At 62.7% G+C, this 19,823-nt stretch carries 20 protein-coding genes; 5 read left to right on the top strand and 15 right to left on the bottom strand.

Annotation, left to right across the window (positions count from 1 at the left end):
* Window positions 1-50: 50 nt before the first annotated feature.
* Complete coding sequence (ettA, locus tag ACQ4W0_RS22355; protein ID WP_436578756.1) at window positions 51-1,721, bottom strand: energy-dependent translational throttle protein EttA; 1,671 nt, start codon at window positions 1,719-1,721, stop codon at window positions 51-53.
* 96 nt (window positions 1,722-1,817) lie between these two features.
* Window positions 1,818-2,702, bottom strand: a complete 885-nt coding sequence (gene rarD, locus ACQ4W0_RS22350; RefSeq protein WP_436578755.1) for an EamA family transporter RarD — start codon at window positions 2,700-2,702, stop codon at window positions 1,818-1,820.
* Window positions 2,703-2,940: 238 nt separating this feature from the next.
* Here rarD and ACQ4W0_RS22345 point away from each other — a divergent pair, with 238 nt between their 5' ends.
* Both ACQ4W0_RS22345 and ACQ4W0_RS22340 read left to right on the top strand, forming a co-directional pair.
* The gene (locus ACQ4W0_RS22345; RefSeq protein ID WP_436578754.1) at window positions 2,941-4,818 is read left to right on the top strand and encodes a potassium transporter Kup; all 1,878 of its coding nucleotides are present in this window, start codon (window positions 2,941-2,943) and stop codon (window positions 4,816-4,818) included.
* Between the two features lie 147 nt (window positions 4,819-4,965).
* Window positions 4,966-5,427 carry an FKBP-type peptidyl-prolyl cis-trans isomerase gene (locus ACQ4W0_RS22340; protein ID WP_436578753.1) on the top strand — a complete coding sequence of 154 codons (462 nt, stop codon included), beginning with the start codon at window positions 4,966-4,968 and terminating at the stop codon, window positions 5,425-5,427.
* 72 nt (window positions 5,428-5,499) lie between these two features.
* Here the strand turns inward: ACQ4W0_RS22340 and ACQ4W0_RS22335 are convergent, their stop codons facing one another.
* From ACQ4W0_RS22335 to ACQ4W0_RS22325, 3 genes are all read right to left on the bottom strand, one after another.
* Entirely contained in the window at window positions 5,500-6,171 is a 672-nt protein-coding gene (locus ACQ4W0_RS22335; protein WP_436578752.1) for a Dph6-related ATP pyrophosphatase, read from the bottom strand.
* The gene (locus ACQ4W0_RS22330) at window positions 6,168-6,638 is read right to left on the bottom strand and encodes a GNAT family N-acetyltransferase (protein WP_436578751.1); all 471 of its coding nucleotides are present in this window, start codon (window positions 6,636-6,638) and stop codon (window positions 6,168-6,170) included. The genes ACQ4W0_RS22335 and ACQ4W0_RS22330 overlap by 4 nt, the downstream gene beginning before the upstream one ends.
* A gap of 128 nt (window positions 6,639-6,766) precedes the next feature.
* Window positions 6,767-7,192: an organic hydroperoxide resistance protein gene (locus ACQ4W0_RS22325; protein ID WP_436551603.1), complete on the bottom strand. Its 426-nt coding sequence runs from the start codon at window positions 7,190-7,192 to the stop codon at window positions 6,767-6,769.
* A 285-nt stretch (window positions 7,193-7,477) separates the two neighbouring features.
* On the opposite strand from ACQ4W0_RS22325, the gene ACQ4W0_RS22320 reads away from it, so the two are divergent.
* A complete protein-coding gene (locus tag ACQ4W0_RS22320; protein WP_436578750.1) occupies window positions 7,478-8,743 on the top strand; it encodes a histidine kinase in 1,266 nt (421 codons plus the stop codon).
* The gene (locus ACQ4W0_RS22315) at window positions 8,730-9,512 is read left to right on the top strand and encodes a LytR/AlgR family response regulator transcription factor (RefSeq protein ID WP_436578749.1); all 783 of its coding nucleotides are present in this window, start codon (window positions 8,730-8,732) and stop codon (window positions 9,510-9,512) included. Before ACQ4W0_RS22320 ends, ACQ4W0_RS22315 begins: the two co-directional genes overlap by 14 nt.
* A 13-nt stretch (window positions 9,513-9,525) precedes the next feature.
* On the opposite strand, the gene ACQ4W0_RS22310 is transcribed toward ACQ4W0_RS22315, so the two are convergent.
* The 7 genes from ACQ4W0_RS22310 to ACQ4W0_RS22280 form a co-directional block, all read right to left on the bottom strand.
* The gene (locus tag ACQ4W0_RS22310; RefSeq protein WP_436578748.1) at window positions 9,526-10,569 is read right to left on the bottom strand and encodes a histone deacetylase family protein; all 1,044 of its coding nucleotides are present in this window, start codon (window positions 10,567-10,569) and stop codon (window positions 9,526-9,528) included.
* Between the two features lie 19 nt (window positions 10,570-10,588).
* Entirely contained in the window at window positions 10,589-12,190 is a 1,602-nt protein-coding gene (gene gshA, locus ACQ4W0_RS22305; RefSeq protein ID WP_436578747.1) for a glutamate--cysteine ligase, read from the bottom strand.
* A gap of 215 nt (window positions 12,191-12,405) precedes the next feature.
* The gene (prmC, locus tag ACQ4W0_RS22300) at window positions 12,406-13,236 is read right to left on the bottom strand and encodes a peptide chain release factor N(5)-glutamine methyltransferase (protein WP_436578746.1); all 831 of its coding nucleotides are present in this window, start codon (window positions 13,234-13,236) and stop codon (window positions 12,406-12,408) included.
* A gap of 10 nt (window positions 13,237-13,246) precedes the next feature.
* Complete coding sequence (locus ACQ4W0_RS22295; RefSeq protein ID WP_436578745.1) at window positions 13,247-13,717, bottom strand: disulfide bond formation protein B; 471 nt, start codon at window positions 13,715-13,717, stop codon at window positions 13,247-13,249.
* Window positions 13,718-13,871: 154 nt separating this feature from the next.
* On the bottom strand, window positions 13,872-14,948 hold the full coding sequence (gene prfA / locus ACQ4W0_RS22290) for a peptide chain release factor 1 (RefSeq protein WP_071079939.1): 1,077 nt from the start codon (window positions 14,946-14,948) through the stop codon (window positions 13,872-13,874).
* 95 nt (window positions 14,949-15,043) lie between these two features.
* Entirely contained in the window at window positions 15,044-16,318 is a 1,275-nt protein-coding gene (gene hemA, locus ACQ4W0_RS22285) for a glutamyl-tRNA reductase (RefSeq protein WP_436578744.1), read from the bottom strand.
* 92 nt (window positions 16,319-16,410) lie between these two features.
* Window positions 16,411-17,100 (bottom strand): response regulator transcription factor, encoded by a 690-nt coding sequence (locus ACQ4W0_RS22280; protein WP_046681910.1) that lies wholly within the window; start codon window positions 17,098-17,100, stop codon window positions 16,411-16,413.
* 169 nt (window positions 17,101-17,269) lie between these two features.
* On the opposite strand from ACQ4W0_RS22280, the gene ACQ4W0_RS22275 reads away from it, so the two are divergent.
* Window positions 17,270-17,773: a hypothetical protein gene (locus ACQ4W0_RS22275; protein ID WP_436578743.1), complete on the top strand. Its 504-nt coding sequence runs from the start codon at window positions 17,270-17,272 to the stop codon at window positions 17,771-17,773.
* A gap of 13 nt (window positions 17,774-17,786) precedes the next feature.
* On the opposite strand, the gene minE is transcribed toward ACQ4W0_RS22275, so the two are convergent.
* Genes minE through minC form a run of 3 tightly spaced genes read right to left on the bottom strand, consistent with a single transcriptional unit; the run spans window position 17,787 to window position 19,630 of the window.
* Window positions 17,787-18,038, bottom strand: coding sequence for a cell division topological specificity factor MinE (gene minE, locus ACQ4W0_RS22270; RefSeq protein ID WP_071079935.1), 252 nt, complete (start codon window positions 18,036-18,038; stop codon window positions 17,787-17,789).
* A gap of 1 nt (window position 18,039) precedes the next feature.
* Window positions 18,040-18,855: a septum site-determining protein MinD gene (gene minD, locus ACQ4W0_RS22265; RefSeq protein WP_131689577.1), complete on the bottom strand. Its 816-nt coding sequence runs from the start codon at window positions 18,853-18,855 to the stop codon at window positions 18,040-18,042.
* 37 nt (window positions 18,856-18,892) lie between these two features.
* Window positions 18,893-19,630 (bottom strand): septum site-determining protein MinC, encoded by a 738-nt coding sequence (gene minC, locus ACQ4W0_RS22260; protein ID WP_436578742.1) that lies wholly within the window; start codon window positions 19,628-19,630, stop codon window positions 18,893-18,895.
* Window positions 19,631-19,823: the final 193 nt, after the last annotated feature.

Genomic DNA, 19,823 nt, shown 5'->3' with positions numbered 1-19,823 from the left:
AAAAGGCAGTCACCTCGCGGTGACTGCCTTTTTGCATTGCTGCACCCGATTTATACGGTGAGCGGTTTGTAGCGGATACGTTTCGGCTTGGCGCCTTCTTCACCCAGGCGTTTCTTCTTGTCCGCTTCGTATTCCTGATAGTTGCCGTCAAAGAAACTCACTTGCGAGTTGCCTTCGAAGGCCAGGATGTGCGTGGCGATACGGTCGAGGAACCAGCGATCATGCGAAATGACCATCACGCTGCCGGCAAATTCCAGCAAGGCGTCTTCCAGCGCGCGCAAGGTTTCCACGTCCAGATCGTTCGACGGCTCATCGAGCAGCAGGACGTTGCCACCCGCCAGCAAGGTTTTTGCCAGGTGCAAACGTCCACGTTCACCGCCCGACAAATTGCCGACGATTTTTTGCTGGTCGCCGCCCTTGAAGTTGAAACGGCCCAGGTAGGCGCGCGACGGCATTTCGAAGCGGCCCACGTTCAGCATGTCGGCACCGCCGCACACATCCTGGAAGACGGTCTTGCTGTCCGACAGCGAGTCGCCGCGGTTCTGGTCGACGATGGAGACGCGCGCCGTCTGGCCGATGGCCACTTCGCCGCTGTCCGGTTGTTCCTGGCCCGTGATCATCTTGAACAGGGTCGATTTACCGGCGCCGTTGGGGCCGATGATGCCGACGATGGCGCCGGCCGGGATCGTGAAGCTCAGGTCGTCGATCAGCAGGCGGTCGCCAAACGCTTTCGACACGTTCTTGAACTCGATGACCTCATTGCCCAGGCGTTCGGCCACGGGAATGAAGATTTCCTGCGTTTCGTTGCGCTTCTGGTATTCATGCTCGGACAGCTCGTTGAAGCGGGCCAGGCGGGCTTTCGACTTGGCCTGGCGCGCTTTCGGGTTCTGGCGCGACCATTCCAATTCCTTCTGCAGCGCCTTCTGGCGTGCCGATTCCGTCGATTCTTCCTGCTTCAGGCGGGCTTGCTTCTGCTCCAGCCAGGTCGAGTAATTGCCTTTCCATGGAATACCGCTGCCGCGGTCCAGCTCCAGGATCCACTCTGCCGCGTTGTCGAGGAAGTAGCGGTCATGGGTGATGGCCACCACGGTGCCGGGGAAGCGCAGCAGGAATTGTTCCAGCCAGTCCACCGATTCTGCATCCAGATGGTTGGTCGGCTCGTCGAGCAGCAGCATGTCGGGCTTGGACAGCAGCAGCTTGCACAGCGCCACGCGGCGCTTTTCACCGCCGGACAGCACGCCGATGGTGGCATCCCATGGCGGCAGGCGCAGCGCGTCGGCGGCCATTTCCAGCTGCAAATTCAGATTGCCGCCGTCGGAAGTGGAGATGATCGCTTCCAGGCGTGCCTGTTCCGTGGCCAGAGCGTCGAAATCGGCGTCTTCCTCAGCATACGCGGCGTACACGGCTTCCAGCTTGGCTTGCGCTTCAAACACTTCGCCCAGGCCCGATTCGACTTCCTGGCGCACGGTTTTTTCCGGGTCCAGCTGCGGTTCCTGCGGCAGGTAGCCGATGTTCAGGCCCGGCATCGGCACGGCTTCGCCCTGGATGTCGGTGTCGATGCCTGCCATGATTTTCAGCAGGGTCGATTTGCCGGAGCCGTTCAGGCCCAGCACGCCGATCTTCGCGCCTGGGAAGAAGGAGAGGGAAATATCTTTCAGAATCTGGCGCTTGGGCGGGACGATTTTGCCCACGCGATTCATGGTGTAGACGTAATTTGCCATTAGAAATCTCGGATGATATACAAAGACGGACAGGATACGGTAAACGCCCGCTTCCGGCCAGCGCTGCGCGCTGCGGAAACGGGCGCCAGGGCAAGACTAGGTGCTGGCGCGCGCGCGGCGCGCCGTCCACAGCCCCTCGGCTGCGTACAGGGCCAGCGCCGTCCAGATGACGAGGAAGCCCAGCATGCGCTCCGGCGTAAACGATTCATGGAAGACCCACACGCCGATCAGCAGTTGGCCCGTGGGGGCGATGTATTGCAGCAAACCCAGTACGGCCAGCGGCAGGCGGCGTGCGCCGGCGGCAAACAGCAGCAGGGGAATGGCCGTGATAGGGCCGGACGCCAGCAGCAGCGCGCGCGTGGCGGACGAGTCAGTATTGACGAAGCCGCTCTGGCCATGCCAGCCCAGCCACAGCATGTAGGCCAGTGCCAGGGGGAATAAAATCAATGTTTCAAACGACAGGCCTTCGAGTGCGCCCAGCGCGGCCGTCTTGCGCAGCAAGCCATAGCCGCCGAAGGTGGCTGCCAGCAGCAGGGCGATCCAGGGCACTTGCCCCGCCTGCCAAGTGAGCCAGGCCACGCCGCAGGCGGCCAGGCCGATGGCCAGCCATTGCAGGCGGCGCAGGCGCTCGTGCAACAGCAAGAAGCCCAGCATGACATTGATCAGGGGCGTAATGAAATAGCCGAGGCTGGCGTCGACCACGTGGCCGTTGTTGACGGCCCAGATATAGATGAACCAGTTGGCGGACAGCAAAAACGCACTGGCGACGAAGCTGGCCACGACTATGGGCTGCGCTTTCAGGCTGCCCAGCCAGCTCCACTGGCGGCGCACGGTCAGCACGATGCCAAGGAACAACAGTGACCAGACCATGCGGTGCGCCAGGATTTCCTGCGGTGCGATCTCATCGATGGCATGGAAATACAGGGGAAACAGGCCCCAGCACAGGAAGGCGAGGGAGGCGTAGAGCATGCCTGGATTCATGATGGGCTTCGCTGGAGAGTAGACAGTCTGTCATTATGGCTGAAAACATCGGGGGCTGCCCGGCGCCGCTGGCGAGGCGTAGAATGGCAACAAATCAATGGCCGCAAGACCGCGCGACATGGCGGAACGGCACAAAACAACGACCTTGGGGCAGCTGCGGAACCATGCAAAAATACTCTTGCTATTTGCTAATACCTATCATATTGTGCGATGCAACAAAACAAAAACGGGTGCAATCTTGACGTCGGAACATAAAAAAAGCAGCCTGGTCGGCTTGACACTGGCTGCCGTCGGCATCGTTTACGGCGATATCGGCACCAGTCCGCTGTACACCCTGAAGACGGTGTTTGACCCTGCCCACGGCCTGGCGGTCACGCATAACAACCTGCTGGGCATTGTCTCGCTGATCTTCTGGGGCCTGACCTTGATCGTCTCGCTCAAGTACGTGACCCTGGTGCTGCGTGCCGACAACCGCGGAGAGGGCGGCATCATGGCCCTGATGGCGCTGGTGCTGTCATCCGTCAGCAAGTCGTCGCGCTGGCATGTGCCGCTGATGGTGATCGGCGTGTTCGGCGCCACCCTGTTCTATGGCGACAGCGTGATCACGCCGGCCATTTCGGTGCTGTCGGCGATCGAAGGTCTGGAAGTGGCCACGCCTGCCTTCAGCCCGTATGTGGTGTGGCTGACGATCGCCGTGCTGGTGGCGCTGTATTCGGTGCAGTCGCACGGTACGGCCGGCATCGGCCGCTTCTTCGCTCCCATCATGCTGATATGGTTTGTCGCGCTGGCCTGTATGGGCGTGGTCAATATCCTCAAGTCGCCAGCCATCCTGGCCGCCGTCAATCCCCTGCACGCGGTGGCTTTCCTGCTGGACAACGGCCGCATCGCCTTCCTGTCGCTGGGCGCCGTGGTGCTGGCACTGACGGGCGCCGAGGCGCTGTACGCCGACATGGGGCACTTCGGCAAGAAGCCGATCCGCATGGCCTGGTTCCTGATCGCCTTTCCCGCGCTGGCGCTGAATTACCTGGGCCAGGGCGGGCTGCTGCTGGCGCACCCGGAAGCTATTTCGAATCCGTTTTACCAGCAACTGGGCGCCTGGAGCGTGTATCCGCTGGTGATTTTGTCGACCATGGCCACCGTGATCGCCTCGCAGGCGACCATTTCCGGCACCTTCTCGATGACCAAGCAAGCCATCGCGCTGGGCTTCTTGCCGCGCATGCGCGTGCGCCACACGTCGGAAAGCGAAATCGGTCAGATTTACATTCCAGCCGTCAACTGGCTGCAGCTGGCCGTCGTGCTGATGGCCGTGGTCGGTTTTGGCTCGTCGGAAAAGCTGGCCGCCGCCTACGGCATCGCCGTCACGGCTACCATGCTGGCCACCACGATCCTGACCTTCTTCGTCATCCGCTACCGCTGGAAGATGAATTTGCTGCTGTGCTGGGGGGCCACGGGCTTCTTCCTGATCATCGATGTGAACTTGTTCGCGGCCAGTTCCCTGAAACTGTTCCACGGCGGCTGGTTCCCGCTGCTGCTGGGCGCCATCCTGTTCATCATCATGCTGACCTGGAAACGGGGCCGCCAGCTGGTGTTCCAGAACCTGGAAAAGCACGCGATCCCGCTCAACGAATTCCTCTCGTCGCTGTTCATCGCGCCGCCGCTGCGCGTGCCCGGCACGGCCATCTTCCTGCGCGGCGAAACGGATGGCGTGCCGCATGCGCTGTTGCATAACTTGTTGCACAATAAAGTGTTGCACGAGCGGGTGATTTTCCTGACCGTCTTCATGCATGAAGAGCCGTGGGTGGCGCCATCCGAGCGCGTGCGCGTGGTGGAGCTGGGCCACCAGTGCTACCAGGTCAATGTGCATTACGGCTTCAAGGATGAACCGGATATTCCGGCTGCGCTGGCGCAATGCGCCGAGCAGGGAATGGATTTCGAGATGATGGAAACGTCGTTCTTCATCGCGCGCCAGACCATCATCTCGACGCCGGGGGCCGGCATGATGCCGTGGCGCGAGCACCTGTTCGTCACCATGTCGCGCAATGCACGCACGGCGGCCGATTACTATCAGATCCCCAGCAACCGGGTGATCGAACTGGGCACGCAAGTGGAAATCTAGATATTGTGGCAATGTTGTAAGGATGCGCAATTTTCCGCCGCGCTTACGTCTGCTTACAAATGGGGCCGGCGACTCCTGTTAAACTGCAGCCCGTACCGGTCCGCACCGTACGGGCCTCAGTCACACACCAATATTTAAAGGGAAACGATGAAATCGGTATTTCAATTGATCGCCACACTCGCTTGCGCCGTGGCCCTGACCGCCTGCGGCGCTGCTGCCAACACGGAAAAGCCGGTCGTGCTCGACCCGAATACGCAGGTGAAGGATCTCACCTTCCCTGACGTGGTGGTTGGCACTGGCGCGGCGGCCGCAGCGGGCGATACCCTGACCGTGCTTTACACGGGCTGGCTGTATGACGCAAGCAAGCCGGGCAACAAGGGTACGCAGTTCGATACGAACCAGGCGGGCGCCGGCTTCTCTTTCCCTCTGGGTATCGGCCAGGTCATCCTGGGCTGGGACCGCGGCCTGGTCGGCATGCAGGTGGGCGGCACGCGCATCCTGTCCATTCCGTATGACCTGGGCTATGGCAAGGCGGGCAAGCTGCCGTCGATTCCCGGCTACGCGGGCTTGCTGTTTGAAGTCAAGCTGATCGGCTTGCAGAAAAAGTAAGCACGCGCAGGGCAGCCAATACCAAGGGCGATTCCACGGAATCGCCCTTTTTGCTTTGCCGGCCCTGTCCCGTCAGGCTGGCGCCAGTTCCTGGAAGTAATAGGTGGCGCCGCCCAGCGTGGCCGGCGCGTCATATTGCAGCACCTGCGTGCGGCGCAGCGCCACCGGTGCGCTGAAGGCGGGACCATCGTAGACGAAGGTGTGGAATTCGCCGTTTTCGCCGCAGGCGTCGACGCCGGGCGGCAGGTCGGCGAGGAAGGAAGAGTCGAACTCGCGCCCGCAAAATTCGCGTGGCAGGTGCTGGCCATTGATGCAGACGACGATGGCCTTGAAGCCGGCGGCGAGAAATTCGTCGACCAGCGCGCGCCGCGCTTCGCCCCACAGGGGCAGGTGGGCCGTCAGGCCGGCTGCGGCGCAGACTTTTTCTTCCCAGTCGCGGTGCGGCTGCAGGTCGATGTCGCCAAACAGGGCGTGGCCTATGCCATCGTCCTTCGCCGCGCGCAGCATGGCGATGAATTGTTCCTCGTAGCTGGCCCAGCTGGCGTGATAGCGCTGCAGGCGCGCACCCAGGCTGGCCGCCTGCGCTTCGAGCAATTCCGGCGGCACGCCGTGCGAGCGCGACTTGCGGCCATCTTCATCCATGGCCGTGATCAGCAGCGGCACGACCATGCCGGCGTTGCGCGCGCGCCACAGGGCCAGGCAGGAATCCTTGCCGCCGCTCCAGGAAATGAGGGCCGTCGTCATGCGACCGTCTCCGCCGCGCGCAGCATGTCGATGTGCTGTATGCCGTCTTCGTCGTAAGGGGCGCTGACGGTGACAAAGCCGAACGACTGGTAGAAGCGCTCCAGGTAGTGCTGCGCGCCGATGCGGATGGCGTGGCCAGGGTGCTGGCGTTCGGCGCGCGCGATGCCCTCAAGCAACAACTGCTTGCCGGTGCCCGTGGTGCGCGCTTCGGGCGCCGTCAGCACGCGGCCCAGCGACATTTCCACGTACTTGGCGCCCGGTGCCAGCACGCGCAGGTAGGCGCCCAGCCGGCGCTGGCCATCGACCGTTTGCCAGCCCAGCAAATGCATGGCTTGCTGGTCATGGCCATCGAGGTCCGGGTAAATGCACTGCTGTTCGATGACGAACACGCGCTGGCGCAAGGCCAGCACCTGGTATAAATCGTGGGGGCCGAGTTCGTCGAACGTGTTCCATTGCCAGGCGATCATGCGTACTCCGGAAAAGTCAGGAAAAGAGCGCCATTCTAAAGGTAGACGTAAAAAAAAACCGCGCTGCCTTCATGGCAGTGCGGTTTTGATGGCAAAGCGCGATGCGCAGCAGCTTATGTCAGGTGCGCTCAGACGATCGTCAGGGTGACGTCGATGTTGCCGCGCGTGGCGTTCGAGTACGGGCACACGATGTGGGCGGCTGCGACCAGGGCTTCGGCAGCGGCGCGTTCCATGCCCGGCAGCGAAATGGTCAGTTCCACTTCGATGCCGAAGCCCGTGTCGATGGCGCCGATGCCGACCTTACCTTCGATCGACAGGTCCGCCGGCAGGGCGATCTTGTCGCGGCCGCCGACGAATTTCATGGCGCCGATGAAGCAGGCCGAGTAGCCGGCGGCGAACAGTTGTTCCGGATTGGTACCGGTGGCGCCATTGCCGCCCAATTCTTTTGGCGTGGTCAGCTTGACGTCCAGCACATTGTCGGACGACACGGCACGGCCTTCGCGGCCTCCGGTGGCGGTAGCTACAGCGCGGTACAGGACTTGTTTGATCGACATGATGGTTTCCTTTAGATTGATAAATAGTTGACTACTAAATAGTGTGCTACTTTTTTCGCGGGCTGGTGCCCCAGGATGCCCGTCTGAAGAAGCGATTGCCGGCGTCCATGTACTCAATATATATCGTGCGCTATTTAATTGCAAGCGATTTTATTTTGCGGCGGCGCACATTTGTGCTTTATTTTCTTGCCTTTGTCGCCACTACGGGCCTTCCATCGCATAATGGCCACCGCCGCTGGCGCCGATAGTTATGCTGGGCCCACTTCAATACCCAAGGAAAAAATCATGACTAGCCTCTTCTTTATCCTGCGCATCACCCTGGCCACGATGCTCACCTACATCATCGCCACGGCTATCCTGGTGGAGAATTTCCTGCGCTATATCTTCGGGCATACGGAAGGCTTTTTTGTCAGCGTCGGCGCGCTGCTGGCCGGCGCCGTCATCACGAATGCGTTTTCGCACGTGCGCCGCGTGCGCCTGATCGCCGGCGCCGTCAACCCCGGCACCCTGTCGAGCCGCCAGCGGCGCCAGATCGAGATCCCGTTCGAGGCGGGCGAGGCGTTCGACATGATCGACGCGGCCATCCGCGAACTGCCGGGCAGCGAAGTGGTCGAAAGCGCGCGCGACAGCCTGCAGGTGCAGGCCCGCGTGCGCCGCGCGGCGCCCTACACGCACACGGGCTTGCCCCGCATGCGCCTGCTGGGTTTCCTGGAGCCGCGGCCGAACCAGATCCTCGCCACTGTCACACCAAATGGCGAGGCAGGCAGCGTGACGCTGATCTGCGAACCGGCGCGCAATGCCTGGACTGACTGGTTCCTCGTCGACCATGGCAGCAACCTGGAAAACGCGGAAGCGGTGACGCGGGCGATGACGCGCCGGGTGGCGCAACGCCGGCGCGGCGAGCAGGCCGAGGCGCGCCAGACGGTGACGGAAAAGGAACTCACGGTGGCCAAGCTGAGCCTGCTGCACGCGCAGGTGGAGCCGCACTTCCTGTACAACACGCTGGCCAGCGCGCAGCTGCTCACGCGCAGTGACCCGGTACGCGCCGACGAGATGCTGGGCAACCTGATTTTGTATCTGCGCCATTCGCTGCCGCGCACGGAACAAGCGATGTCGACCCTGGGCACGGAGCTGGAACGGGCGCGCGCCTACCTCGATATCCTGAAAATCCGCATGGGCGCGCGTTTGAACCTGCAGATTGAGGTGCCGCAATACCTGCGCCAGGCGGAGCTGCCGCCGATGATGCTGCAAACCCTGGTGGAAAACGCCATCAAGCACGGCCTGGAGCCGAAGAGCGGCGGCGGCACCATCTGGATCATGGCGCGCAGCGGCGATGGCACGGTGATCGTCACGGTGGCCGACGACGGCAAGGGCTTCAGTGACGACGGTGCCGGCACGGGCATCGGCCTGCGCAATGTGCGCGAACGCCTGCGCCTGACCTACGGCAGTGCCGCCGCGTTTGCCATTGTCGCCAATTTCCCCGATGGCGTTACGGCCACCATCACGGTGCCGGACAGCACGGCGCAAGGAGCCTCGTATGCATCAGCCTGAGATGAGCTGCGTCATCGCCGAAGACGAAACGCTGCTGCGCGATGCGCTGCTGGCCTTGCTGGCCGAAGAGTGGCCGGCGCTGCGCATCGTCGCCGCCTGCGACGACGGCGGCACGGCGCTCGACGCCATCGCCACGCACAAGCCCGATATCGCCTTCCTCGATATCCGCATGCCGGGCCTGACAGGGCTGGAAGTGGCGGCCGGCGCGCTGGAAGCCAGTCCTGCCACCCAGGTGGTGTTCGTCACCGCCTACGACCAGTACGCGATCGATGCCTTCGACAACGGCGCCGTCGATTACTTATTGAAACCCATCGCCCGCGAGCGCTTGCAGGCGACCTTGCAGCGCCTGCAGGCGCGCGCCGGCAAGGCCCGGGCGGGCGACGGCGCGCTGGCCGGCCTGCTGCAGCAATTGAGCAGCGCCTTGCCGGCGGCGGCCAAGTCGCCGCCGCTGGTGTGGCTGACGGCCAGCAGCGGCAAGGATACGCGCCTGATCATGGTGGAAGACATCGCCTATTTTCAGTCCGATACCAAGTACACGGCCGTCATGACGGCGGACGGCGAGGCGCTGCTGCGCAAGCCGATACGCGAATTGCTCGATGTGCTGGACCCGGCCATTTTCAAACAGATTCACCGCTCCACCATCGTCAACATGAAGATGGTGGCGGCGGTCACGCGCGACGAGGTGGGACGGGGCGTCTTGCGCTTGAAAACGCGGCCGGAAACCCTGGCCGTAAGCCAGCCGTTCATGGCGCTGTTCAGGAATATGTAGCGTTGTAAGGCGCTTAATCAGCCGTCTCGAAGCCTTCGAGCACGTTCACCACATTGATGCCCAGCTCCTTCACCGCATAGCCGCCTTCGAGGATGAAGGCGGTGGGCAGGTTCAGATGGGCCAGGCGTTCGCCCACGCGCAGGTAGTCGCCGCTTTGCAGGGCGAAGTGCGAAAGGGGATCGCCAACGAAGGTGTCGACGCCCAGTGACACCACCAGCGCGTCGGGCGCGTACATATTGATGCGCAGGCAGGCCGTTTCCAGCGCGGCAAACCAGCTGGCCGTGGAACTGCCGGCCGGCAGCGGCAGGTTGACGTTGTAGCCCGTGCCGACGCCGCTGCCCGTTTCATCGGCATGCCCCAGGTAAAACGGATACTCGCTGCGCGGATCGGCGTGGAGGGAGGCGAACAGCACGTCGTCGCGCGCATAGAAAATGCTTTGCGTGCCGTTGCCGTGGTGGTAATCGATGTCGAGGATGGCGACCCGGCGCGCGCCGTCGTCGAGCAAATGCTGCGCGGCCAGGGCCGCGTTGTTGAGGAAGCAGTAGCCGCCAAAGAAATCGCTGCCCGCATGGTGGCCCGGTGGGCGCGTCAGGGCAAACGTGGCCCGTTCGCCCAGGCGCAGCGCATGGGCCGCGTTGACGGCGCAGTCGGCGCCCGTCTTGGCCGCCGTCCAGGTGCCGGCCGTCAGCGGCGTGCCATTGTCCATCGAGTACAGCCCCAGCTTGGCCGTGAAGTCATCCGGTTCGATGTCACTGCGCAAGGTGCGCACGGGCCACACGGACGGCAGCGCATCCTTGCCCGCGTTGCCAGGGGCTAGCGCCAGCCAGTCGTGCCAGGCGTGGCGCAGGAAGTGCAGGTAACGGGGCGTGTGGATGCGCTCCAGCGACGTCAGGGGTACGCCGTGCGGCGTGACGATGCGGCCCAGGTTGCGCCGTCCCAGTTCGGCCACCACCATGTCGGCCCGTTCGGGCGTCTCGAAGCAGGGCACCATGGTGCCGCGAAACATTTCGAAGCGGCCCCGGTGCTGGCTGTGCAATTCATTGTAGAAGGTCAGCATCGGGGCGTTTTGCGCAAGGTCAGGTGTGCGAACACAGGGTGCTGGCGCGGTAGGCGGCGACGAAATCGTCGAAGCTGCCGGCCGGCGCCGCTTCCATGGCGCGCTGCTCGGCCAGCGAGCTGGCGGCCATCTCGTCGAAATACGCGCTTTGTTCCGGTGTGGCCGGCTGCGCGCGGAAGTAGGCGGCGTGGCGCTCGCTCTGGCGCAGGCCGAAGGCGGCAAACGAGCCGCCATGGTCGCGCAGCTCGGCCAATACCTTCGCCGATGGCGTCTTGTCCGGGTCGGCCAGCTTGGCCGCCTGCGCCGCCAGGCTGTCCGCATGCGACGTGCCGCCTTGGCGCGCGTCGAGCAGGGCCGCCACGGGGGCGATGCGCGCCAGCAGTTCTTCGCCCCAGGCCTGCAGGGTGATGTCTGCGCCGTCGCGGCGCAGGGTCAGGCCCGGCGTGCGGCCTTCCTTGACGGTGCGGGCGAAATTGTGTGTGTAGCAGGCGCTTTGCTCGGCCGAGATGGGCGCGCTGTCGTCGAGCGCGCAGAACAGCAAAAAGGCGTCGAGGAAGCGGCCTGTTTCCAGGCTGATGCCCACCGGCTCGAACGGGTCGACATCCATGCAGCGCACTTCGATGTATTGCACGCCGCGCAGGCACAGGGCCTGGATGGGGCGCTCGCCCATGCGGATCACGCGCTTCGGGCGGATGGTCGAATAGTATTCATTTTCGATCTGCAGCACGTTGGTGGACAATTGTATCCACTCGCCGTCTTTTTTTGTGCCCAGCGCCGCATACGGCGGATACGGGTCGTTGACGGCGTGCGTGAGGGCGTTGACGTAGTCATCGAGGCTGTTTTCGTGCGGGCGCAGGCCGGACTGGGCATCGTTCTGGTAACCGAGGTCGCTCATGCGCAGGCTGGTGGCATACGGCAGGAACAGGGTGTCGTCGGACAAGGTGTCGAGCTTGTGCGCGCGGCCGCGCAGGAAACCGGCGGACAGGGCCGGCGAGGCACCGAACAGGTACATCAACAGCCAGCTGTAGCGGCGGAAATTGCGGATCGTCGCCAGATAGCTTTCCGACTGCACGTCTTTCGGCGTGGCCGCCGCGTGGTGCGGGCTGGCGCTGGTGTCCGGATGGCTGGCCAGCACTTGCCACAGCTGCTCGTCGAGCGAATAGTTGTAATGGATGCCGGCGATGCATTGCATGGCCTTGCCGTAGCGCAATGCCAGGCCGCGCCGGTAGACGTGCTTGAGCATGCCCATGTTCGAACTGCCGTAGTTGGCGATTGCTATCTCCGCTTCGGGCGGCAACTGGCAGGGCATCGACTGGCTCCACAGCAACTCGTCGCCCAGGCGGCTGTAGGCATGGCGGTGCACGGTGTCGAGCTTGTCGAGCGTGACGGCGATGTCTTGTTCGGCCGGGGTGATGAATTCGAGCAGCGCTTCGGCGTAGTCGGTGGTGATTTCAGGGTGCGTCAGCGCCGAGCCCAGGGCGGCGGGGTGGGGCGTGGAAGCCAGATGGCCGGCATGGTCGACGCGCAGGGTTTCACGCTCGATGCCGCGCAAGCCACCCAGCAGCGCGCGGTTGGCATCTTCGGTCAGCAATGCCAGGCGGCGAGTCAACAGGTTGGGCAATTTGAGCTTCCTTTCTTGTGCAGCATATAAATAATTTGTGCTGAGATTAACCGAATTTTGGCAAATGCGTCGGCGCCGGCCCAAAAAACGCCGCGTCGCCAGCGTCCGCCCCATGGAATGGGGGCGGCGCTTCGGTCAGGAATTCGCTTGATATTTTAACAAACTGCGGAGCATCTGGCGCGTTGCTGGATCAAGCCCCGCGCATGTGGACAGGATCAGCCCAGGCGGGCGCCGCTGACGCGCTCGATGCCGGCCAGGTCGCGCCAGCTTTGCACTTTGCTGTAGCCGGCATCGGCCAGCAAGCCGCGCACGGACGGCGCCTGGTCATAGCCATGTTCCATCAGCAGCCAGGCGCCTGACGCCAGGTGGCGCGCGGCGCCGGAGACGATGGTGCGCAGGGCCGACAGGCCGTCCGCATGGTCGGTCAGCGCACCGGCCGGCTCAAAGCGCAAATCGCCTTCGGCCAGGTGGCGGTCGCCGCTGGCGATGTAGGGGGGATTCGAGACGATCAGGTCGAATTTTTCCGTGCCCAGCGCTTCGAACCAGTCGCTGGCCATGAAGGTGATATTGACGCCGTTGGCGCTGGCGTTGCGGCGCGCCACGGCCAGGGCCGCGCTGCTCACATCCAGGGCCGTGACGACGGCGTCGGGCCGCGTGTACGCCAGCGCGACGGCGATGGCGCCGCTGCCCGTGCCCATGTCGAGCACGCGTCCGCCGGGCGGCAGGCGTTCGAGCGCCAGTTCCACCAGCACTTCCGTGTCGGGACGGGGAATCAGCACGGCGTCGTTGACTTCGAAAGGCAGGCCGAAGAATTCGCGTTGGCCGACGATATAGGCGATCGGCTCGCCTTGCAGGCGGCGCGCCAGCAAGGCCGACAAACGCGCGGCTTCTTCGTCAGTGAGCACACGCTCCGATTGCGTGATCAGCGAGACGCGCGACAGGCCCAGCGCGTGGCCCAGCAGGATGCGGTTGTCGAGCGGGTCGAGCAACGGACGGATTTGCAGGGCGCCGACAGTGCTGCCGGCGGGGATCAGTGTTTCTGGCATGAATAGTCTATTATTTCTGGCGGCGCAGCAGTGTCCACAGCAGGCCGACGGTAAAAATGGCGAACCAGATGAACGCCCATTGCGGAATCGACAGGCCGAAAAACGGCTCGCCAGCATTTTCGCAGGCGCCATACGATTCGAACATGAAGGGCATGACTTGCGCCGTGAAAATCTTGTTCAGCACCGTTTCCACCGGATCGATGCCGCACGAAAAGCCGGGGTGCGCCAGCACGTATAAATGCTTGGCGCCCACGCCCATGCCGCCCAGGGCCGCCAATACACCGATGCCGGCGCCGATTTTCGGCCGGTTGGCCGCCGCGCCAGCCAGGCAGGCGATGCCGATGGCGAGGAACAGGTAGCGCTGGATCACGCACAGCGGGCACGGCGCCATGTTCATGGCATGCTGCAAATACATGGCCACGCCCAGCATCAGGAAACACAGGGTGGCGATCGACAGGAGGACGGTGCGTGAATTTTTCATGGGCGACACGGTGAGGTGGATGGAATCGAGCTGGTCATTTTCGCACAAGGCCGGATTTTTATTGCTTAGCCGCTACTTAAACCTCGGGGTCAGACCCCCGTTTGCGCCGACGCCTGATCTGCCGTCAGCGGTGGAGAGGGTCGGACCCCAGCCGTTAGTCACCTAGCGCGGCCAACAACTCCGCCTGGTGCTCAGCCGCCAGCGCATTCGTCAAGTCCGTCAAATCCCCGTCCATGATGAAGTCCAGCTTATACAAGGTCAGGTTGATGCGGTGGTCCGTCAGGCGGCCCTGCGGGAAATTATAAGTGCGGATGCGCTCGCTGCGGTCGCCCGAGCCGATCAGGCTTTTGCGCGTGGCCGCTTCCTTCGATTGCTGTTCGCGCAGCTGCACGTCCTTGATGCGCGCGGCCAGCACTTTCATCGCTTGCGCCTTGTTCTTGTGCTGGCTGCGGTCATCCTGGCATTCGACGACGATGCCGGTGGGCAAGTGCGTAATGCGCACGGCCGAATCCGTCTTGTTGATGTGCTGTCCGCCCGCGCCCGAGGCGCGGTAAGTGTCGATGCGCAGGTCGGCCGGGTTGATGTTGACGTCTTCGACTTCGTCCGCTTCCGGCATCACAGCCACCGTGCAGGCGGACGTGTGGATGCGGCCCTGGGTTTCCGTGGCCGGCACACGCTGCACGCGGTGGCCGCCCGACTCGAATTTCAGCTTGGAATACGCGCCATTGCCGACCACGCGCACGATCACTTCGCGGTAGCCGCCCAGGTCGGAGTCGGACGACGACACCAGCTCCACTTGCCAGCGGTTGCGTTCGGCAAAGCGCGAGTACATGCGCAGCAGGTCGCCGGCGAACAGGGCCGATTCATCGCCGCCCGTGCCGGCGCGAATTTCCAGAAAGATATTGCGCTCGTCATTGACATCCTTCGGCAGCAGCATGGTTTGCAATTCGCGTTCCAGGCGCGCCATGGTGGCTTTCGCCGCTTCGATCTCTTCCTGCGCGAATTCCTTCATGTCCGGGTCGCCCAGCATCTCTTGCGCCGTGGCGATATCGTTGCCCGCTTCCTGGTAGGAGTGGTACAGCGCCACCAGCGGGCCCAGTTCGGCGTGCTCGCGCGTCATCTTGCGGTAGCTGTCCATGTTTGACGTGGCGTCCGGGTGCATCAACAGTTCGTCGAGTTCGACCAGTCGGTTCGCCAGTTGATCGAGTTTGCCCAGCATGGATGGTTTCATAGCGATTCGCGGTAAAAGAGTGTAGGGATGGTGCGGGTCCGGCAGGCCCGGCAGGCGGGCAGGGGGCGGCCGCGCGGGCGGCCAGCGGGGCTGCGCTAACGGCGGGGGCGGAACAGTTTCGGCAGCAGGGTGACCAACTGCTTGCGCTCGTCGCCTTGTGCATGGTGCAGCGCCTGTTGCGGACCGTGCAGGAACTTGGCCGTCAAGCCTTTCGACAGCGCTTCCAGCACGGCATCGATGTCGGCGCCCTTGGCCAGCATCTTGCGCGCCCGTTCCACTTCCATCAGGCGCAGCGCTTCGCTGTTTTCATGCAAATGCTGGATCACGGGCACCATGGCGCGGTCGTCGACCCAGCTCATGAACGATTGCACGCGCGTCTCGATGATGGCCTCGGCTTGCGCCACGGCCGCTTGCCGGCTTTCCATGCCCGTCTGCACGACCTTGCCCAGGTCGTCGACCGTGTACAGGAAGACGTCGTTCAGGCGGCCCACTTCCGATTCGATGTCGCGCGGCACGGCCAGGTCGACCATGAACATGGGCTTGTGGCGGCGTGCCTTGATGGCGCGCTCGACCAGGCCCAGGCCCAGCAGCGGCAAGGACGACGCCGTGCACGAGATGACGATGTCGAACTGCTGCAGCATTTCCGGCAGGTCGGCCAAGCGGATGGCCTTGCCATTGAAGCGGTGCGCCAATTCCTCGCCCCGTTCCATGGTGCGGTTGGCAATGGTGATGCTTTTCGGATTTTGCGCGGCAAAGTGCGTGGCGCACAATTCGATCATTTCGCCGGCGCCGATGAACAGCACGTTTTGCTCGGCGATCTTGTCGAAGATGCGCTGCGACAGGCGCACGGCGGCCGCCGCCATGGAAACGCTGTGGGCGCCGATTTCTGTGCTGCTGCGCACTTCCTTGGCGACGGAAAAACTGCGCTGGAACAATTGGTGCAGATACGTGCCCAGGCCGCCCGCCTCGTCGGCCGTGCGGATGGCATCCTTGATCTGCCCCAGGATCTGCGTTTCGCCCAGCACCATCGAGTCCAGCCCGGAGGCGACGCGGAAGGTGTGGCGCACGGCATCGTGCTGCGGCAGCATATATAAGTGCGGGCGCAGCTCGCCGTAGTTGAGCTTGTGATAATCTGCCAGGAAATGCGCGCCCGCGTCGAGCGGATTGGGTACATGACTGGCCGCATACAGCTCGGTGCGGTTGCACGTCGAGAGGATGGCCGCTTCGTCATTGTCGCGCAAGTCGATGCGCTGGAACCAGGTGCGCGCCGCCATTACCGCCTGGCCCAGATGCTCAGGCGCAAACGCCAGCTGTTCGCGGAGCGACACTGGGGCGGTGGTATGGTTGAGGCCGACGGCGAGCAGTTGCATTTCAGGGCTGTTGGGAATTCTTATGCCGACATTATAGCGCCTTGTGCCCGCTCTTTGAGCAGTTCGTCTGTTTTCGTCCGGATGCGTGGGCGTCACCCGCCCAGTTTTTCCAGGCGATAACCATAACTGTAGACGGGCACCAGGCGGTAGCCGTGTTCCGGTTTCAGCTGCAGCTTGTTGCGCACGCGCGAGACGTGGGTATCCATTGTGCGCGAGGGCAGGGCCGTGTCGCGCTGCCACACGGCTTCATGGATGTAGGCGCGCGACAGGGGACGGCCCAGGTTGCGGAAAAACAGCAGCGCCAGGGCGAATTCCTTGTGCGTGACGTCCAGCACTTCGCCATCGCGCAGCAGGCGGCCGGGGCGGGTTTCAAACGTGTAATGACCGAATTGCAAGTACTCGGCGCCATTCTGCGCCGGGTAGGCTACGCGCAGCAGCGCCTGGGTGCGCAAGGTCAGTTCACTGCGCCGCAAGGGCTTGATCATGTAGTCGTCGGCGCCTGCCGTCATGCCGGCCACCACATCGTCTTCGCCCGAGCTGTTGGTCATAAACAACACGGGCGCCTTCGGCGCCAGTTTTTCCCGGGCACGGCGCAATACTTCCGCGCCATCCAGATCGCTCACATGCCAGTCGAGGATGAGCATGTCGCAACTGTCCTTGCGCAATTGCCCCAGCATTTCCTTGCCACTCTGAAACTCGTGGCAAGCGTGGCCGGCGGCGGTGAGCACCTGGCAGATCAGTTCTGCCTGACTATGATCGCTATCGAGTACGGCAATTCGCATAATGGGCTGGAATGTGTAGCAACAAACAGACGGTCCGCTCTGCTTATCGTAATGTTAAGGAATGCTCAAGTGAAATATAACAGAGATTGCAACTGTGTCCAGTGAAATCAGCGGCGACATTCTTTACGTTACACTTGTTCATCTACCCCCTACTAGCGGAGAAACGCGCATGGCAGACAAGAGCAACACCGATTGGACCCTGATACCGGCCAGTCATGCCGAAATCGAGCAAGTGCGCGAGCGTTGCCGGCGCCTGGTGCAGCGGCGTGCCATGATGTCGGCAGGCGCCTCGGCCATCCCCATTCCCGGCATCGACCTGATGTCGGATGTCGGGCTGTTTTCCATGCTGATCAACGATATCAACCACGAATTCGGCCTCACGCCCGAGCAGATCGAGCGCTTGAACCCGCAGTTCAAGATGATGGCTTACCGCGCGGCAGTGGGCATGGGCGGCATGCTGGTAGGGAAGCTGGTGTCGCGCGAACTGATCCTCCAGCTGCTCAAGCGCAGTGGCGTCAAGATTGCCACCAAGCAGGTGGCGCGCTTCGTGCCGTTTGCCGGCCAGGCGGTGGCGGCAGCCATCGGCTACGCCGTGTTCCGCCAGATCGGCAACCAGCACGTGAACGCCTGCGCCGCGGTGGCGCAGGAATTGCTCACGGTCAGGCCGGAGTAGCCCGGATTAGGCTTTACGCGTCCGGCAGCACGACGTTGACGTCGAGCACCTCCAGGTTGCCCTGGCGGTCCAGCGAAATCTTGATGTCGTCGGCATTCACCTTGGTGTACTTGGAAATGACGGCGATCAATTCCTTGTGCAGGGCGGGCAGGAAGTCCGGACCACCGCGTCCGCTGCGTTCGCGGGCGATGATGATCTGCAGGCGTTCCTTGGCTGCGGTGGCCGTCTTCGGCTTGGGGGGGAACAGGAAAGAAAGCAAGGCCATATCACTTCGCCCCAAAAATGCGCTGGAGTAATCCAGGCTTTTCATAGTTGGTAAAGCGCAACTCGACATCTTCGCCGAGGAAACGCGAGACCACGTCTTCATAGGCTTGCGCCACGTCCGTCCCCTTGAAATGGATGGCGGGATTGCCCTGGTTCGAGGCGGCCAGCACTTGTTCCGATTCCGGAATGATGCCCACCAGCGGGATGCGCAGGATTTCCTGCACGTCCTGGTAGGACAGCATTTCATCCGATTCCACGCGTTTCGGCGAGTAACGGGTAATCAGCAAATGTTCCTTGACCGGCTCGCCGCCCGTCTGCGCGCGGCGCGACTTGGCTTGCAGGATGCCCAGGATGCGGTCCGAATCGCGCACCGAGGACACTTCCGGGTTGGTGACGATGATGGCTTCGTCGGCAAACGTCAGCGCCATCAGCGCGCCATGCTCGATACCGGCCGGCGAATCGCAGATGATGAATTCGAAGCCCATGTTGATCAGGTCGTTCAACACGCGTTCCACGCCTTCTTCCGACAAGGCATCCTTGTCGCGCGTTTGCGAGGCGGGCAGGATGAACAGGTTGTCGCAGTGCTTGTCCTTGATCAATGCCTGGTTCAGGCTGGCCTCTTTATTGATCACATTGATCAAGTCATACACGACGCGGCGCTCGCAACCCATGATCAGGTCGAGGTTGCGCAGGCCCACATCGAAGTCGAGCACGGCTGTCTTGTGGCCGCGCATGGCCAGACCAGTGGCAAAACTGGCGCTAGAGGTCGTCTTGCCGACACCGCCCTTGCCGGACGTCACAACAATAATTCTTGCCACAAATAATCCTTTTCAGATATCTCTTGAATTGTGCAGCTTAAGAGCGGTTCACGGGAGTGACCGGATTGACAGAGTGTATATCGATTCTGTCTCCAGCCAAACGAATTTGCACGGGTCCGCGCGCCATTTCTGCGGGGAAACCATCTTCGAACGTGCGGTATACGCCGGCGATCGAGACCAGTTCCGGTTCCATGGCCAGCGCGAAGATGCGCGCCTGGGCATTGCCCGAGGCGCCGGCCAGCGCGCGGCCATACAGCGAGGAATACACGTGGATGCTGCCGTCGGCGATGATTTCGGCGCCATTGTTGACGACAGCCGTGATGATCAGGTCGCAGCCGCGCGCGTAAATGCGCTGGCCGGCCCGCACGGGCGTGTCGATCACCATCACTTGCGCTTCGGCACCCGCCTGGGCGGCCGCCGTGGGGCCATCCTTGGGAGGCGCATCGTCGCGCGTCTTGCCGCTGTCGAGGCTCAAGCCTTGCGCCAGGATGGCGTCATGCATGTCGGCCGGCGCATTGCGCACGGCCACGGCATTCAAGCGGTATTTTTTCAGCAAAGCCACGAGGGCAGCCCAGTCGATGGGCATGCTGCCGGGCGGCAAGGCAGCCACGTCCAGCACGGCCAGGTCGTCCTCGAAAAAGTCCGCCACGCCCCCCGTCATGTCGCGCAAGGCGGCATCGAGTGCCTGCGTATCGGCGCTATGCATAATGGCGGAGACAGCTACGACGGTGGAAATCTTGATTTCGATAGGCTTCTGCGACGGGCTTTTGGACATAAACATTTATCAAAGTGAAACTGCGGCAGGCCAACTGTTCCGTACGGCAACAATGGGAGCAGTAAATTTCTTGCATTCTACTGCAAAAAAATCAGCATCAGGGGCCTGGCGCGTGCTATTCCGCAGGGCAACACCTACTTCATGGCAAAAAAAACGGGCGGCGCCCGGGAAAACCGCTGCGCCGCCCTGCAAG

Source organism: Janthinobacterium breve (assembly GCF_051380895.1).
Lineage (GTDB): Bacteria > Pseudomonadota > Gammaproteobacteria > Burkholderiales > Burkholderiaceae_D > Janthinobacterium.
This window is presented reverse-complemented; position numbering and strand designations above follow the sequence as displayed.

Bases quoted from the DNA above. Each gene is read 5' to 3' on its own strand.
- ACQ4W0_RS22330 (WP_436578751.1), bottom strand. From the start codon at position 6,638: ATGATCGCCTGGCAATGGAACACGTTCGACGAACTCGGCCCCCACGAT.
- ACQ4W0_RS22295 (WP_436578745.1), bottom strand. From the start codon at position 13,717: ATGAAAAATTCACGCACCGTCCTCCTGTCGATCGCCACCCTGTGTTTC.
- ettA (WP_436578756.1), bottom strand. From the start codon at position 1,721: ATGGCAAATTACGTCTACACCATGAATCGCGTGGGCAAAATCGTCCCG.
- ACQ4W0_RS22275 (WP_436578743.1), top strand. From the start codon at position 17,270: ATGGCAGACAAGAGCAACACCGATTGGACCCTGATACCGGCCAGTCAT.
- ACQ4W0_RS22280 (WP_046681910.1), bottom strand. From the start codon at position 17,100: ATGCGAATTGCCGTACTCGATAGCGATCATAGTCAGGCAGAACTGATC.
- minE (WP_071079935.1), bottom strand. From the start codon at position 18,038: ATGGCCTTGCTTTCTTTCCTGTTCCCCCCCAAGCCGAAGACGGCCACC.
- minC (WP_436578742.1), bottom strand. From the start codon at position 19,630: ATGTCCAAAAGCCCGTCGCAGAAGCCTATCGAAATCAAGATTTCCACC.
- ACQ4W0_RS22320 (WP_436578750.1), top strand. From the start codon at position 7,478: ATGACTAGCCTCTTCTTTATCCTGCGCATCACCCTGGCCACGATGCTC.
- ACQ4W0_RS22325 (WP_436551603.1), bottom strand. From the start codon at position 7,192: ATGTCGATCAAACAAGTCCTGTACCGCGCTGTAGCTACCGCCACCGGA.
- prmC (WP_436578746.1), bottom strand. From the start codon at position 13,236: ATGCCAGAAACACTGATCCCCGCCGGCAGCACTGTCGGCGCCCTGCAA.
- ACQ4W0_RS22340 (WP_436578753.1), top strand. From the start codon at position 4,966: ATGAAATCGGTATTTCAATTGATCGCCACACTCGCTTGCGCCGTGGCC.
- rarD (WP_436578755.1), bottom strand. From the start codon at position 2,702: ATGAATCCAGGCATGCTCTACGCCTCCCTCGCCTTCCTGTGCTGGGGC.
- ACQ4W0_RS22310 (WP_436578748.1), bottom strand. From the start codon at position 10,569: ATGCTGACCTTCTACAATGAATTGCACAGCCAGCACCGGGGCCGCTTC.
- prfA (WP_071079939.1), bottom strand. From the start codon at position 14,948: ATGAAACCATCCATGCTGGGCAAACTCGATCAACTGGCGAACCGACTG.
- ACQ4W0_RS22335 (WP_436578752.1), bottom strand. From the start codon at position 6,171: ATGACGACGGCCCTCATTTCCTGGAGCGGCGGCAAGGATTCCTGCCTG.
- hemA (WP_436578744.1), bottom strand. From the start codon at position 16,318: ATGCAACTGCTCGCCGTCGGCCTCAACCATACCACCGCCCCAGTGTCG.
- ACQ4W0_RS22315 (WP_436578749.1), top strand. From the start codon at position 8,730: ATGCATCAGCCTGAGATGAGCTGCGTCATCGCCGAAGACGAAACGCTG.